The 15,232-nt window shown below is 71.0% G+C and carries 11 protein-coding genes; 9 read left to right on the top strand and 2 right to left on the bottom strand.

All coding sequences use genetic code 11. The features are described from left to right. The first annotated feature begins 14 nt into the window (after positions 1 to 14). The 7 genes from SOY78_RS00755 (at position 15) to SOY78_RS00725 (ending at position 10,560) form a co-directional block, all read left to right on the top strand. Positions 15 to 2,789 (top strand): DEAD/DEAH box helicase family protein, encoded by a 2,775-nt coding sequence (locus SOY78_RS00755; protein WP_324701648.1) that lies wholly within the window; start codon positions 15 to 17, stop codon positions 2,787 to 2,789. Next, the gene (locus SOY78_RS00750; RefSeq protein WP_052007078.1) at positions 2,786 to 4,075 is read left to right on the top strand and encodes a restriction endonuclease subunit S; all 1,290 of its coding nucleotides are present in this window, start codon (positions 2,786 to 2,788) and stop codon (positions 4,073 to 4,075) included. The genes SOY78_RS00755 and SOY78_RS00750 overlap by 4 nt, the downstream gene beginning before the upstream one ends. A gap of 85 nt (positions 4,076 to 4,160) precedes the next feature. Further along, on the top strand, positions 4,161 to 5,876 hold the full coding sequence (locus SOY78_RS00745; RefSeq protein WP_036384185.1) for an ATP-binding protein: 1,716 nt from the start codon (positions 4,161 to 4,163) through the stop codon (positions 5,874 to 5,876). Continuing rightward, on the top strand, positions 5,873 to 7,369 hold the full coding sequence (locus SOY78_RS00740; protein WP_036384173.1) for an HsdM family class I SAM-dependent methyltransferase: 1,497 nt from the start codon (positions 5,873 to 5,875) through the stop codon (positions 7,367 to 7,369). Before SOY78_RS00745 ends, SOY78_RS00740 begins: the two co-directional genes overlap by 4 nt. 41 nt (positions 7,370 to 7,410) lie before the next feature. Next, complete coding sequence (locus SOY78_RS00735) at positions 7,411 to 8,124, top strand: dienelactone hydrolase family protein (RefSeq protein ID WP_036384174.1); 714 nt, start codon at positions 7,411 to 7,413, stop codon at positions 8,122 to 8,124. A gap of 86 nt (positions 8,125 to 8,210) precedes the next feature. Then, complete coding sequence (locus SOY78_RS00730; protein WP_036384175.1) at positions 8,211 to 9,116, top strand: hypothetical protein; 906 nt, start codon at positions 8,211 to 8,213, stop codon at positions 9,114 to 9,116. A gap of 52 nt (positions 9,117 to 9,168) precedes the next feature. Beyond that, on the top strand, positions 9,169 to 10,560 hold the full coding sequence (locus SOY78_RS00725) for an aspartate aminotransferase family protein (RefSeq protein ID WP_317676516.1): 1,392 nt from the start codon (positions 9,169 to 9,171) through the stop codon (positions 10,558 to 10,560). A gap of 169 nt (positions 10,561 to 10,729) precedes the next feature. Here the strand turns inward: SOY78_RS00725 and SOY78_RS00720 are convergent, their stop codons facing one another. Then, complete coding sequence (locus SOY78_RS00720) at positions 10,730 to 12,067, bottom strand: uracil-xanthine permease family protein (RefSeq protein WP_182488546.1); 1,338 nt, start codon at positions 12,065 to 12,067, stop codon at positions 10,730 to 10,732. Between the two features lie 126 nt (positions 12,068 to 12,193). Between SOY78_RS00720 and SOY78_RS00715 the strand changes: the two genes are divergently transcribed. Then, positions 12,194 to 13,114 (top strand): carbohydrate kinase family protein, encoded by a 921-nt coding sequence (locus tag SOY78_RS00715; RefSeq protein ID WP_036337149.1) that lies wholly within the window; start codon positions 12,194 to 12,196, stop codon positions 13,112 to 13,114. Positions 13,115 to 13,217: 103 nt separating this feature from the next. Here the strand turns inward: SOY78_RS00715 and SOY78_RS00710 are convergent, their stop codons facing one another. Then, entirely contained in the window at positions 13,218 to 14,294 is a 1,077-nt protein-coding gene (locus tag SOY78_RS00710) for a malate dehydrogenase (protein ID WP_145951296.1), read from the bottom strand. A gap of 73 nt (positions 14,295 to 14,367) precedes the next feature. Between SOY78_RS00710 and SOY78_RS00705 the strand changes: the two genes are divergently transcribed. Beyond that, positions 14,368 to 15,216, top strand: coding sequence for an HAD family hydrolase (locus SOY78_RS00705; RefSeq protein WP_036316534.1), 849 nt, complete (start codon positions 14,368 to 14,370; stop codon positions 15,214 to 15,216). The last annotated feature ends 16 nt before the right edge of the window (positions 15,217 to 15,232 follow it).

The following is a 15,232-nucleotide window of genomic DNA, read 5'->3' as shown; positions in this document are numbered from 1 at the left end:
TATTCTCAGCTTTCATGGACACACCTTCGGATGCCGCCAGGGTCGCCGCCGAGGAGCGGGCCAGGGCTCTCATCGACGAGCAGTTCCGGCGCGCTGGTTGGTCCGTGCAGGACGGCGCTCAGAAGAACCTCATGGCGTCGGCGGGCGTCGCCGTTCGCGAGGTGACCATGCGGGCCGGCCACGGACGTGTCGACTACCTGCTGTACGTCGATCGCCGCCCAGTCGGCGTGATCGAGGCCAAGCCGGTGGGGACGACGCTGGCCGGAGTGGAGTGGCAGTCCGGCATGTACGCCGACGGCCTGCCGGATGACGCACTCAAGCGGGCGGTCGTGGTCGACGGCCGCCTGCCGTTCGTCTTCGAGTCCACGGGGTCCGAGTCATACCTGACCAATGGATACGATCCGAACCCGCGCGCGCGACGGGTCTTCTCGATCCCCCGGCCGGAGTACTTCTCTCAGCTGATGCGGGACGCGGAGGCCGACCCGGACGCGCCGACCTGGCGCGGCAAGGTGCGCGCCATGCCGCCCCTGCAGACGGAGGGCCTGCGCCCGGCGCAGATCGACGCCGTCCGCGGGCTGGAGCGGTCTCTGGCAGAGCAGCGGCATGATCGTTCACTGATCCAGATGGCCACCGGCGCCGGCAAGACGTTCACGGCCATCACGGCGGCGTACCGACTGCTCGCGCACGGCGGGTTCCGCCGCATCCTGTTCCTGGTGGACCGCAACAACCTGGCGGACCAGACACTGGCGGAGTTCGAGAACTACCGCCTGCCGGGTGACGGCCGGCGGTTCACCGAGGTCTACCCGGTGGACAAGCTGCGTCGCGCGGGGATGAGGGACTCCGCCAACGTGGTGATCTCCACGATCCAGCGGGTGTACGCGGGGTTGCAGGGCAAGGAGGTGCCGGACTCGGACGATCCGATGCTGGACGAGTTCGTCCCGGACCGCCCGGTGACCGTGGACTACAGCGCAGACCTTCCCCCGGAGTCCTTCGACCTGGTGATCGTGGATGAGGCGCACCGGTCGATCTACGGCGTGTGGCGGGGCGTGCTGGAGTACTTCGACGCCCACGTGGTGGGGCTGACGGCCACCCCGGGGAAGCAGACGCTCGGCTTCTTCCGCCAGAACCTCGTCTCCGAGTACACCTACCCCCAGTCGGTCGCCGACGGCGTGAACGTGGACTTCGACCTCTACCGGATCCGAACTCAGATCTCGGAGGAGGGGTCGACCATCGAGGCCGGGACGGTGGTTCCGGTGCAGGACAAGTCGACTCGGATCGAGCGCTTCGAGACGCTCGACGAGGACCTCGACTACACGCGCACGCAGCTGGACCGCGCGGTCGTGTCCACGAACCAGATCCGCCTGGTCCTGGAGGTGTTCCGGGATCGGCTGTTCACGGAGATCTTCCCGGGACGCACCGAGGTGCCCAAGACGCTGATCTTCGCCAAGGACGACAACCACGCGGAGAGCATCGTCCGCACGGTCCGCGAGGTGTTCGGCAGGGGCAACGAGTTCGCGGCCAAGATCACCTACAGCGCCCGAGACCCCAAGGGCCAGTTGCAGGCGTTCAGGAACTCGCCGGCCCTGCGTGTGGCCGTGACGGTGGACATGATCGCCACCGGCACGGACGTGAAGCCGCTGGAGTGCGTGCTGTTCATGCGCGATGTCCGCTCGGCCCAATACTTCGAGCAGATGAAGGGCCGTGGCGCCCGCACCATCCCGGATGCCGACTTCCAGGCGGTGACGCCGGACGCCGCGACGAAGACGCGGTTCGTGATCGTGGACGCCGTCGGCGTGACCGAGCACGACTTCGTGGACCCGCCGCTCAACCGCCAGAAGGCCGTCCCACTGAAGAAGCTCCTGGAGAAGGCCGCGTCACTGACGATCACCGAGGACGAAGCCGCCACCTTGGCCTCGCGGCTGGCCAAGCTCGAACTGGAGCTCTCCGACTCCGAGCGGCAGGAGCTGGACGACGTGGCCGGCGGCTCCGTCCGTCAGATGGTGAAGGACCTCGTGGCAGCCGTGGACGCCAATGAGCAGGCGTCGGTGCGTGCGGAGGCCGCCGCCCGGGGTGAGGACGAAGACAGGGCGCTCGAGGAGCACATCGAGCGGGCCGTGACACCCTTGGCCGCGAATCCGGACCTGCGGATGCGCATCCTCGAGCTGCGCCGGGCGCATGATCGTGTGATCGACGAGGTGAGTGCCGATGTGCTCCTCGACGCCTACGGCGTGGTGGATGCGGACAAAGCCCGTTCCGTGGTCGAGTCCTGGTCCGCCTACCTGGAAGAGCACCGTGATGAGATCACGGCGGTGCAGGTGATGTTCGAGGCGGGTGAGGGGCGGCTGCAGTACGCGCAGGTGGCCGAGCTCGCCGAACGGATCAAGCGCCCGCCGTATTCGTGGACGCCCGAGATCCTCTGGAAGGCGTACGAGTCCCTCGACGCCGGCCGGGTGCGGAGGAGCGATCACCACACCCTCACGGATCTCGTCTCCCTGCTGCGGTTCGCCACGGGCACCGATGACGAGCTCGTGCCCTTCGCCGACCGCGTGCGGGAGAACTACGCCGGCTGGCTGCTGGCCCAGGAGCAGGCCGGAGCCGAGTTCTCCGACACGCAGCGGTGGTGGCTGGACCGGATGGTGGAGGTGATCGGCGCGTCCGCCGAGCTGACCGTGGACGATCTGGAGGGCGCGCCCTTCACCGACCGCGGGGGCATCGACGGTGCCGTCCGCGACCTCGGCCCGCGGGCAGGGTTGCTGATCGAGGAACTGAACGAGGAGTTGACGGCGTGACGGGGCAGTGGGAGTGGACGACGCTCCGGGAGGTTCTCGTCCCGCAGCCGAACAAGAAGCCGTTGCAACAGGGCTGGAGTCCGAAGTGCATCCCCTCTCCGTCGCCCGACTCCGAGACGTGGGGCGTCTTGAAGACCACTGCGATTCAACCGGGCCGATTCGACGAGACACAGAACAAGGAGCTCCCAGCGACTCTTGCGCCCCGCCCGGCGATCGAAGTGCAGCAAGGTGACCTGTTGATGACGTGCGCGGGCCCGCGATCTCGCTGCGGCATTCCTGCCCTGGTGCGATCGACTCGCCCGCGGCTCATGATGTCCGGCAAGATGTACCGCTTCCGCCCGGTGGAGGGTGTGGACTCTGCCTTTCTTGAGAAGTGGTTGCTCTCTGCTGAGGCACAGGCGCGGATTGACGCGATGAAGACGGGGATCAGCGATAGCGGCCTGAACCTGACTCAGGATCGGTTCCTCGCGCTTCCTGTCCCTATGCCGGGCATGGAGGAGCAACGTCGGATCGTGGACATCGTCGAGGAGCACTTCGCGCGGCTCGACGTTGCTGAGGGGTCTTTAGATGTGGCTGACAAGCGCTTGGAAGGTTTGGTAGAGAGTGCAATTCAGTTATGCCTGGACTGGGGCAGTGTGCGGCAGGTTGAATTGAGAAGTCTCCTTGCGGAGCCCCTTGCGAATGGCCGCTCGGTTCCTACGCGGGAGGATGGATTCCCTGTAATTCGATTGACCGCGATTCGCGACGGGTGGGTTGACCCATTGCAGAGAAAGGGAGGTGACTGGAGTCGAAACGACGCCAAGAAGTGGCTGATTCGTCCGGGTGACTTTCTGCTGTCGCGCGGTAACGGTTCTTTGGGCCTTGTCGGACGAGGGGGGCTTGTTCTGGATGATCCTGGTGAGGTTGCATTTCCCGACACCATTGTTCGCCTTCGCCCGAATAGAGAGAAGATCGATCTGGACTACCTTTCCATGTTGTGGAACTCGCGATTAGTTCGTCGACAAATTGAGTCCAGGGTCAGGACTACCGCGGGGATCTACAAGATCAATCAAGAAGCGCTCAAGTCCATCGAGATTCCCGTGCCCAGTCTTGAAGTCCAGGGCCGCCTGGCATCCTCAATCGGAGGAGTTCGCTTGGCGGGACGACGCATTGCAGGCGTGGTGGAAGCCGAGCGGCGGCGCACCGCGGCCCTCCGCCGCGCGATCCTCACCGCTGCCTTCGCCGGCCGCCTGAGCGGACGCTCGACGGACACGGAGGTCATCGAGGAGCTGGTGGCGTCGAGGTGAGTCGCCCGCTGCTGCTCACGGCGCGTCGTCATTGCAGTCGTCATTGCACGTATCATTGCAACGTTGCAATGAGGGAGGGGTGTTGATGCTCGACGAGGTCCTCGCGCAGCTCCGCAGCACGGGTTCGGAGACCGCGCTGATCGAGGTCAAGTCTGCCGCAGGGGGGTGTCCGAGGTCGGTGCGCGAGACCCTCAGCGCCTTCGCCAACGCCCGTGGCGGCGTCGTCGTACTCGGCCTGGACGACTCCACCTTCGAGCCCACGGGCGCCGATGCGCCCGCCCTCCGGGACGCGCTGGCAGGGATGGCCGCGGATGACATGACGCCCCCCGTGCGAGGAGTCATCAGCATCGAGAACGCGGAGGGCGGCCACCAGGTGGTGGTCATGGAGGTCCCCGAGTTCGCCCCTGACCAGAAGCCCTGCTACATCACCGCCGCCGGCCGCTACCAGGGCTCCTACACCCGGAGCGACGAGGGTGACCGGCGCCTGACGGCCTATGAGATCGACCGGCTCATCGAAGGCCAGGGGCAGCCGCAGCATGACCGCGAACCGGTGCACGGAGCCACGGCGGATGACCTGCGGCCGGACCTCGTGGAGGCCCTCACCGGCCGACTGCGGACCGTTCAGCCGCGCGCCTTCGGCTCCCTGACGGATCAGGAGTGCCTGCGGCGGGCCAACGTCCTCGTCGACGCAGACGGGGTCCTCGTCCCCACTCTCGCCGGGCTGCTGGCGTGCGGCGAATACCCCCAGGGATTCTTCCCCCAGCTCAGCATCTCCGTCGTGGTCCTCCCCGGAACGACGTTCGGCGACACCGGGCCGCACGGCGAGCGCTTCGTGGACAACCGCACGTGCGAGGGGCCCCTCGTGGACATGATCGCGGATGCCCGCGACGTGCTCGTCCGGCACATGTCCCGGGCCTCCGTCATCGACGGGACAGGCAGGGCGGACCGCCTCGAATACCCACTCGAGGTGATCCGCGAGCTGCTCGTCAACGCCGTGATGCACCGGGACTACTCGGCGGGGGCCCGGGGGACCCAAGTGCAGGTGGAGCTCTACCCCGACCGCCTCGTGGTGCGGAGCCCGGGCGGCTTCTTCGGCCCCGTGGACCCGTCTTCCTTCGGCGAGCCGGACGTCTCCTCCTCCCGGAACAGCGTCCTGGCACGGCTCCTCTCCGACCTGCCGGGCTCCGACGGCAGGATGATCGCCGAGAACCGCGGATCCGGAATCCCGACCGTGCTGAAGGTGCTCGAGGCCGCCGGCATGGTCCCGCCCGAGTTCCACAGCACGCTGACGCGAGTCGAGGTGGACGTGGCCCACGACTCCCTCCTCACGGCGGAGACCCACGAATGGATTCAGGGGCTGGGCCAGGACGGACTGACGCAGTGGCAGATCCAGGCACTCGCCCTGGCCCGCAGCGGGCGGACCGTGCGGAACCAGACGCTGCAGGGATGGGGCGCCCATCAGGCGGACGCCACGCGGGAGCTGTCCGACCTCGTGCGGCGCGGGCTCACCGTCAAGCTGGGCGACCGCCGGGGTGCCAGGTACACGCTGAACCCCGACTACGTGCCGCCGGCCGCCGAGACGGGTGCGGGAGGGCTGAGCGAGCGGCAGCAGGCCATCCTCCGTGCCCTTGCCGACGGCCCCATGAAGGCCACGGAGGTGGGTGACGCCGTCGGCACCTCCTACCGGACCGCCATGAACGCGCTGAACGACCTCATCGAGGCCGGGCTGGTCGAACCCACCGCCCCGCCCCGCAGCAGAAGACGCCGCTACCGGCTCACCCCCCAGGAGGAAACCGCATGACCGTCGACGCCCGCCGCCTGGTGGACAAGCTCTGGTCCTACGTCCACGTCCTGCGGGACGACGGCGTGGGCGTGCTGGACTACACCGAACAGCTCACCTACCTGCTGTTCCTCAAGATGGCCCACGAGCGCGCCACCCGCCCGCTCAAGCCGGAGCAGGTGCTGCCGGAGCAGTACTCGTGGCAGCGCCTCATGGATGCGCGCGGACAGGACCTCGAAGCGGTCTACACCGGCATGCTCCAGGGGCTCTCCCGTGAGCCCGGTGTCGTCGGCACCATCTTCCGGAAGGCGCAGAACCGCATCCAGGACCCGGCCAAGCTCCGCAGGATCATCGTGGACCTCATCGGCGCACAGCAGTGGTCCCAGTCCGGCACGGACCTCAACGGCGACGCCTACGAGGCCATCCTCGCGCGCAGCGCGTCCGACGGAAGCTCCGGTGCCGGCCAGTACTTCACCCCCCGTGCTCTCATCGAGGCGATCGTGGACGCGGTGGACCCCACGGTGGAGGACACCGTGGTGGACCCGGCCGCCGGCACCGGCGGATTCCTCCTCGTGGCGCATGACCACGCCTCCCGGGAGGCGAGTTCCATGACGCCCACCCAGCGGGAGAAGCTGAGGGACGACTTCGTCCACGGCTACGAGCTGGTGGACGCCACCGCGCGGCTCGCCGCGATGAACCTCCTGCTCCACGGCATGGGCCGCTATGACGGAGACTCGCTGATCGACGTCCGGGACTCCCTGACGTCCGCGCCCAGCCGCCGCTGGTCCGTGGTCCTCTCCAACCCGCCTTTCGGGCGCAAGTCCTCCATGACCGTGGTGGGCGACGACGGCCGTGAGGTGCGGGAGGACCGCGAGATCGTCCGCCAGGACTTCGTGGCCACCACCAGCAACAAGCAGCTGAACTTCGTCCAGCACATCATGACGATCCTGGACGTGAATGGGCGGGCCGCCGTCGTGCTCCCTGACAACGTGCTGTTCGAAGGCGGTGCCGGCGAGGTGATCCGACGCAAGCTCCTCACGGACTTCCACCTCCACACGCTCCTGCGCCTGCCCACGGGCATCTTCTACGCCCAGGGCGTCAAGGCGAACGTGATCTTCTTCGACAAGAAGCCGGCCCGTCCCGGCGAGGTCTGGACCGATGCGATGGCCGTGTACGACCTCCGGACCAACAAGCACTTCACCCTCAAGCAGAGCCCCCTCCGCAGAGCCGACCTGGATGAGTTCGTGTCCGGATACCGGCGTCCGGAGGCGCAGGTCGGGGAACGGTGGAAGACCTTCACCTACGACGAGCTCATCGCCCGCGACAAGGCCAACCTGGACATCACGTGGCTGCGCGACGAGACCCTCGAGGACATGGACAACCTGCCGTCCCCGGACGTTCTGGCCCGGGAGATCGTCGAGGACCTCACCGCAGCTCTCGCCGAGTTCGAAGCCGTGGCCGTCTCGCTGGAGGAGCAGCTCTCGTCAGCGGACGGAACGCAGGAGGACCGCTGACCCCTCGCAGAGGGGCCCGGTCCGCTCGTAGTGTGGGGGACATGATGGCTTCGAAGACCCCGCACCAGAACGTCACGTTCGACCTGCCCACCAAGGACGGCGACCAGACGGGCCACGGCTACCTCGCGCTGCCCGCCTCCGGGAAGGGCCCCGGCGTGATCGTGATCCAGGAGTGGTGGGGTCTGGTGGACCACATCAAGGATGTGTGCGACCGCCTCGCCGACCTCGGCTTCGTCGCGCTCGCCCCCGACCTCTACGGAGGCTGGATCGCCCACGACGGCGACGAGGCCGGCGAGATGATGCAGAACCTGCCCGCCGAGGAGGGCGCCCGCCAGCTCGCCGGTGCCGTCGACTGGCTCCTGGCCCGGGACGAGGTGACCTCGCAGACCGTGGGCGCGATCGGCTTCTGCATGGGCGGCGGCTTCGTGCTCGCCCTCGCGGCCCAGCAGGGGGACAAGGTCTCCGCCGCCGTGCCCTTCTACGGCGTGGGCCAGGGCGTGCCCGGTGACTTCTCCGGCGTCACCGCCGCCGTCCAGGGCCACTACGCCGAGCAGGACGACTCCTTCCCCGTCGAGGACGCGCGGAGGCAGGAGCAGCAGATCCGCGAGGAGTCCGGGGCCGACGTCGAGTACTTCTACTACGACGCCCCGCACGCCTTCCACAACGACGAGAACCCCCAGGGCAACTACCGGCCCGAGGCCGCCGCCCTCGCCTGGGACCGCGCGGTCTCCTTCCTGAAGGAGAAGGTCCGCTGAGCGGCTCCCGTGGCGGCCGGGGCGGGAAGTCCCGCGCGAGCAGGGGCGGCCCCGCCCGGTCCACCCGCTCCGGCGACGGGCGTGGCGTGGCCAAGGGCGTGAAGCCCGCGGGCCGTGCCGGGGGCGAGGGCCGGCGTCGTCCCGCGCCCGCCCCGCCGGCCGACCTGCCCGTCCCGCCCGAGACCCTCTTCCTGGCCACCATCCCCGGGGCCACGCCGTCCACGTGGGTGGAGCGGTTCACCACGCGCCAGCGCACGGTGCAGCTCGTCAACCACGACGACGCGGCCCAGCTGGCCCACCTCGCCCACGACGACGCCGGTCAGCCCCGCCACTTCCTGCCGCAGCTGGGCTACGTGCGGCGCCGACGCGACGTGTCCGCCGAGGAGTTCCTGCGCGCCGGCGGCGTCGACCCGCGGCACGTGCACCTCGTGGGCGTGTACTCCGAGCTGCCGGTGGTGTGCGTGGGCAGGGACCACCTGCTCGCCGCGTGGGACGTGGACGCGGACGGCCCGGTGCCGCCCGCCGAGCTCGACCCGGACGAGGAGCTGGAACCCGCCCGCTTCGCCCCGGCCCCCAGTGCGGAGCCGATGGACGCCGCCGAGCTGCCCGGCGCGGGCGAGCGGATGGTCCTGGAGATCGCCGCGTCCGGCGCCGGCCACGTCGTGCTGCCGATGTCCGTGGCCCGCATGTTCGGCCGCAAGGACGTGATCGTGCTGCCGCTGGCCTCCACCCTCGACGACACCGTGGGCCTGTCCCGCGCCGACCGCGAGGCCGCCGCCACGCGGGCCGCGCTCGCGGACGAGCAGGCAGGGGCCGAGGCGGACGCGGGCGCCGCCGTCGTCGACGGGCCGGATCCCGCGGGCCAGGCGGACGACGACGCCCGCCACCCCGGCTGGGACGTCGCCCTGGCCTGGCTCAAGGCGGCCGACTCGGAGCTCGTGCAGGCGTTCGTGGGGGTGGCGCGCGGGCGAAGGGGCGCCAGCTCGCGCTGAGGGCGGGCGCGCCTATGCTCGGAATGAGCCGCATCACACTCAAGGAGGGCGCATGTCCGAGCATCAGCAGCACGTCGGCCGCCGGGACCCCCGGATCAGCGACGAGGCCATCGAGCGGGGCCGCCGCGCCCACGAGCTCGACCGCGCGCACGTGTTCCACTCGTGGAGCGCGCAGCGCGACCTGAATCCCATGACCATCCTCGATGCCGAGGGGTCGTGGGTGTGGGACGGCGAGGGTCGGCCCATGGTCGACTTCAGCGGGCAGCTCGTCTTCACGAACGTCGGCCACCGCCATCCGAAGATCGTGGCCGCGATCCGCGAGCAGGCCGAGACGCTGGCCACCGTGGCCCCGCAGCACGTCAACGACGCCCGGTCCGAGGCGGCCCGGCTGATCACGGAGCGGCTGCCGGAGTCCATCAACCACGTGTTCTTCACGAACGCGGGCGCAGAGGCCAACGAGCACGCGGTGCGGATGGCACGCCTGCACACGGGCCGGCACAAGGTGCTCTCCGCGTACCTCTCGTACCACGGCGCCACGCGCCTGACGGCGAACCTGACCGGCTCCCTGCGGCGCGTGGGCTCGGACTCGGCGTCCGACGGCGTCGTCCACTTCCAGCCCGCGTACACGTACCGCTCCGCGTTCGGCTCGGAGAGCGACGAGCAGGAGGCCGAGCGCGCGCTGGCCCACCTGCGGGACGTGATCGAGCTCGAGGGCCCCTCCACCGTGGCCGCCGTGATCCTCGAGGCCGTCCCCGGCACCGCGGGCATCTTCCTGCCGCCGCCCGGCTACATGGCCGGCGTCAAGGAGCTGTGCCGTGAGCACGGGATCCTGCTGATCATCGACGAGGTCATGGTCGGCTTCGGCCGCGTGGGCGAGTGGTTCGGCCACCAGCTCACGGGCGTCACCCCGGACATCGTCACGTTCGCCAAGGGGGTCAACTCCGGGTACGTGCCGCTGGGCGGCGTCGCCATGAGCGACGACGTCTACGAGAGCTTCGCGACCACGCCCTACCCCGGCGGCCTGACCTACTCGGGCCACCCCCTCGCGTGCGCGGCCGCCGTCGCCGCGATCACCGCGATGGAGGAGGAGGGCATGGTCGCCCATGCGAAGCGCATCGGCGATCAGATCATCGGGCCGCGCCTGGCCGAGATCGCCGCGGCCCACCCGAGCGTGGGCGAGGTGCGCGGCGCCGGTGCGTTCTGGGCCGTCGAGCTGGTGAGGGACCGGCAGACCCGGGAGCGGCTGGCCCCGCTCGGTCAGGTGGCGCCCGTGATGGGGCGGATGATGGCCGAGGCCAAGGATCGCGGGCTGCTGCTGTTCATGGCCGAGAACCGGTTCCACCTGTGCCCGCCGCTGAACATCTCGGACGAGGACCTGCACTTCGGCCTCGACGTGCTCGACCAGGTCCTCACCCTCGCCGACGAGGAGGTCGCAGGCGGCTGACGGGCCCCGCCCCCAAGCCCCGCCCGGCCCGGCCCCGCCCACCCCACCCCGCGTTTTCGAACGTGAAAGGGGGGTTCTCAGCGCTTTCGGTCGTGAGATTGGCCCTATCTCACGATCGAAAGTGCGCGTGGCGCGGGGATGCGCGGGGCGGGGCGGCGCGGGATCGGGGTCAGCCGAGCCGGCCGGCCTCCGAGGCCTCGAACTCCTCCTCGTCCTCGGGCACCGGCTCGGTGCCGCGGGCGCGGGCGATCGCCGTCATGAGGTGGTACACCACCAGGGCGGCGACCGTGCCGAGCGTGATGCCGCCGAACACGAGCCCGCTGACCACGAGCTGGGGGTCGGCGATCGCGATGATCAGGCCCGCACCCGCCGTCATGAGGTTCACGGTGTTGGAGAAGTCCACGCGGTTCTGCACCCAGATGCGCACGCCCATCATGCCGATCATCCCGTAGAGGATGATGCCCGCGCCGCCGGCCACCCCGGCCGGGATGGTGGCGACGGCGGCCCCGAACTTCGGCAGGAACGCGAGGGCGGTCGCGGTGAGGCCGGCCACCCAGTACGCCGCCGTCGAGTAGACGCGCGAGCTGGCCATCACGCCGATGTTCTCCGCATACGTGGTGGTGCCGACGCCGCCGCCCGCGCCGGAGAGCATGGTCGACAGGCCGTCCGCGATCAGGGCACGGCCGGTGAGCGGATCCAGGTCGCGCTTGGTCATCAGGCCGACGGTCCTGACATGGCCGATGTTCTCCGCGACCAGCACGAGCACCACGGGCAGGAACAGGGGCAGCAGGTCCCAGCGCAGCTCCGGGCCGTGGAAGGGCGGCAGCCCGATCCAGGGGGCCTCCCCGACGGCGGTGAAGTCCACCTGGCCCTGCGCGAGGGCCAGCAGGTAGCCCACCACGATGCCCACGAGGATGGACAGGCGGCCCAGGAGCCCCCGGAACGTCACGGCCGTGAGCACCACCGCCAGGGCCGTGCCGAACGTGGTGACCGGCACCTCCTGCATGGCCGTCGTCGTGGCGCCGGCGAGGTTGAGGCCGATCAGGGCCACGATCGTGCCCATCACCGCCGGCGGCATGAGCGCGTGGATCCATCCGGTGCCGGCGCGGTGCACGATCACGCCGATCACCGTGAGCAGCAGGCCCGTCACGAGGATGCCGCCGAGCGCGGCCCCCGTGCCGCCGATCGTGGCGGCGGCCGTCAGCGGTGCGATGAACGCGAACGAGCTGCCCAGGTACGAGGGCAGGCGGTTGCCCGTGATGACCAGGAAGAGCAGGGTGCCGAGGCCGGAGAAGAGCAGCGCCGTCGTCGCGGGCATGCCGGTCAGGGCGGGCACGAGCACGGTGGCACCGAACATGGCCATCACGTGCTGCACGCCGATGCCCACGGTCCGCGGCCAGCTCAGCCGCTCGTCCGGGGCGACGACGGTGCCCGGGGTGATGGTGCGGCCGTCGCCGTGGAGGCGCCAGCCGGGGCCGCGCGAGGGCCGGGTGGGGGTGGGGGACATGGCCGCCTGCCGAGGGGTCGGGGATGGGGGTGTCGGGCGTTTCTCGGGGGCCTGGAAGCCTGCGCACAGCCCCGGTTCCGCGCCGGTGATTAGGGTACCGTGGGGCGCGTGGCTCAGTACTGTGGTGTGATCGGAGAGGCGCTCGTCGACGTCGTGGTCTCGGACACCGCGACCCCCCGCGTGCACGTCGGGGGCAGCCCCCTGAACGTGGCCGTGGGCCTGAGCCGGCTGGAGCGGCCCGTCCTGTTCGCCGGCCGCCTCGGCCGCGATGCGCACGGGGACATGATCGCCTCGCATCTGCGGGAGAACGGCGTGCGCTGCCTGCTCGAGCCGGATGCCGCCGCCACCTCCGTGGCCACCGCCCGCCTGGACCCCACGGGCGCCGCCAGCTATGAGTTCGAGCTGGACTGGACGCTGCCGCCCGCCGCCGCGCTCGCCCGGGACTTCGACGACGCCGCCGGCGGCCCGCTGCACCACATGCATGCCGGATCCATCGCCACCATGCTCGCCCCCGGCGACGCCGAGGTGATGGCCCTGCTCGAGCGGATCTCCGCGGTCACGACCATCAGCTACGACCCCAACGTGCGGCCCACGATCGTGCCGGACCGGGCGTTCGCCCGCGCCCGCGCGGAGGAGTCCGTGCGGCTGGCGGACGTGGTGCACGCCTCGGACGAGGACATCGCGTGGTTGTACCCGGACCGCCCGCTGCTCGAGTCGCTGCAGGCGTGGCAGCGGATGGGCCCGGCGTTCGTGGTGATGACCCGCGGCGCCGAGGACATCGTGGCCGTCACCGCGCACGGCGTGGTGGAGCGCCCGATCGTGCCCGTGGACGTCGCGGATACCGTGGGCGCCGGCGACTCGTTCACCGCCGCCCTGCTCGCCGCCCTCGACGACCGCTCCCTGCTCGGCGCCGCGAACCGCGGCCGCCTGCACGCGATGGACCCGGCCGACGTCGAGTCGGTGCTGATCTACGCCTCCCGCGCGTCGGCGATCACGGCTTCCCGCCCGGGGGCGGACCCGCCCACGCGGGCCGAGCTGGCGGACTGATCCCACGCCCGCCCGTCCCCGCACGAATCTGTTGCGCATCCGACCCTTCCGGCGGGCGGGGACGCCCCCAGAAGGGTCAGAGACGCAGACGATCCCGGCCGCCTCAGAGCAGGCCCAGCCCTCGCACGGCGTCGCGCTCGGCCTCCAGCTCGGCGACGGTCGCGGCCAGCCGCCCGCCCTCACCCGGCAGCACGGACTCGTCCGGCTCCAGCCCCGGCACGATCCGCCACGCGGTGCCGCCGTCGGAGGTCACGGGGAACGAGCTGATCAGCCCCTCCGGCACCCCGTAGGAGCCGTCCGAGACCACCGCGGCCGACGTCCGGCGCGGCGCACCGTCCGCGTCCACACCGGTGCCGAGGGTCCAGTCGCGCATGTGATCGATCGCCGCGGACGCCGCCGACGCCGCCGAGCTCGCCCCGCGCACCTCGATGATCTCCGCGCCCCGCTTCGCCACGCGCGGCACGAACTCCTCGCCCGCCCACGCCGGATCCACCACCTCGAGCGCCGGCCGCCACGTCCCGTCCACCCGCACGCGGGCGTGGGTGAGGTCCGGGAACTGGGTGGCGGAGTGGTTGCCCCAGATCGTCACGCCGGACACGTCCGTCACCGCGACGCCGGCCCGCGCGGCCAACTGCGCCACGGCCCGGTTGTGGTCCAGCCGGGTCAGCGCCGTGAAGCGCGCGGCCGGCACGTCCGGGGCGTGGGCGGCGGCGATCAGCGCGTTGGTGTTGGCCGGGTTCCCGACGACGACGACCCGCACGTCCTGCGCCGCGTGGTCGTTGATCGCCCGGCCCTGAGGCCCGAAGATCCCGCCGTTCGCCTCGAGCAGGTCGCCGCGCTCCATGCCCTTCGTGCGCGGCCGCGCGCCGACGAGCAGCGCGTGCTGGACCCCGTCGAAGGCGCGGGCCGGGTCGTCCGTGACCTCCACGTCGGCCAGCAGCGGGAAGGCCGCGTCGGCGAGCTCCATGGCGGTGCCCTCCGCGGCGCCCAGGGCGGCCGGGATCTCGAGCAGGCGCAGCCGGACCGGGGTGTCCGGGCCGAGCATCCCGCCGGCGGCGATGCGGAAGAGCAGCGCGTAGCCGATGTTGCCGGCGGCGCCGGTGACGGTGACCGTGCGGGGCGTCGTCGACGCGGGGTCCGGGGCGGTGTCCTGTGCGGTGGTCTGCTGTGCGGTGTCCACGCCCCCATCGTGCCCCCGCTCGCCCGCGGAGGACACCCCGGCCCGCCGCACGGCCCCGGCCTAGACTGAGCGCATGCCCGCCCTGCCCCTGCCCTCGCGCCGTCCGCGGATGATCGCGACGGACCTGGACGGCACCATCATCGGGTACCGGCACACGCGGTCGGGGCGCCTGAGCCCGCGCACCATCGCGGCGCTGCGGGACGCCCACGACGCCGGCGTCGAGGTGGTGTTCGTGACCGGCCGTCCCCTCCGCTGGCTCGGCCCGCTGAGCGCGCAGCTCGGCCCCGTCGGCCCGGTGATCTGCTCCAACGGCGCCGTCCTCGTGGACACCGCCACGGACGACGTCCTGATCGCCCACCCCATGCCCGTCGAGGCCGTGTGGACAGCCACGGACCGGCTGCGCGCCCTGGACCGCACCGTGTCCTTCGGCGCCGAGACCCTCGAGGGCTTCTTCTGGGAGCACGCGTTCTCCGAGCGCGCCGAGTTCCGGGCCGAGGTCCACGCGGCGGCCACGCTCGAGGCCGCGCTGCCGGGTCGGCTGGGCGTGGTGAAGCTGCTGGCCCGCTCGGACACCCTGGCCCCGGACGCCTTCCTCGCCGCGGCCCGCGCCGAGCTGGACGAGCTCGTGAGTGCCACGCACTCCGCGCCCGGCATCGCGCTCGTGGAGATGTCCGCCCCGGGCGTGCACAAGGCCGCGACCCTCGCCGAGTTCGCCGCGAGCCGGGGGGTCGCGCCGGTCGACGTCGTCGCGTTCGGGGACATGCCCAACGACCTGGAGATGCTCCAGTGGGCTGGTCTCGGCCTGGCCGTGGCCTCGGGCCATCCGTCGCTGCTGGCCGCGGCGGACGGCGTGGTCGGGGCGTGCGACGACGACGGGGTGGCCGCCACCGTCGAACGCCTGCTGGAGCTGCCCACGGACTGAGCCGCGGGCCACCCCC

The organism is Micrococcus sp. HOU01, assembly GCF_035609305.1.
GTDB classification, from domain to species: Bacteria; Actinomycetota; Actinomycetes; order Actinomycetales; family Micrococcaceae; genus Micrococcus; species Micrococcus luteus.
The sequence above is the reverse complement of the archived record's forward strand: the minus strand, read 5'-3'. Positions and strand labels throughout refer to the sequence as shown.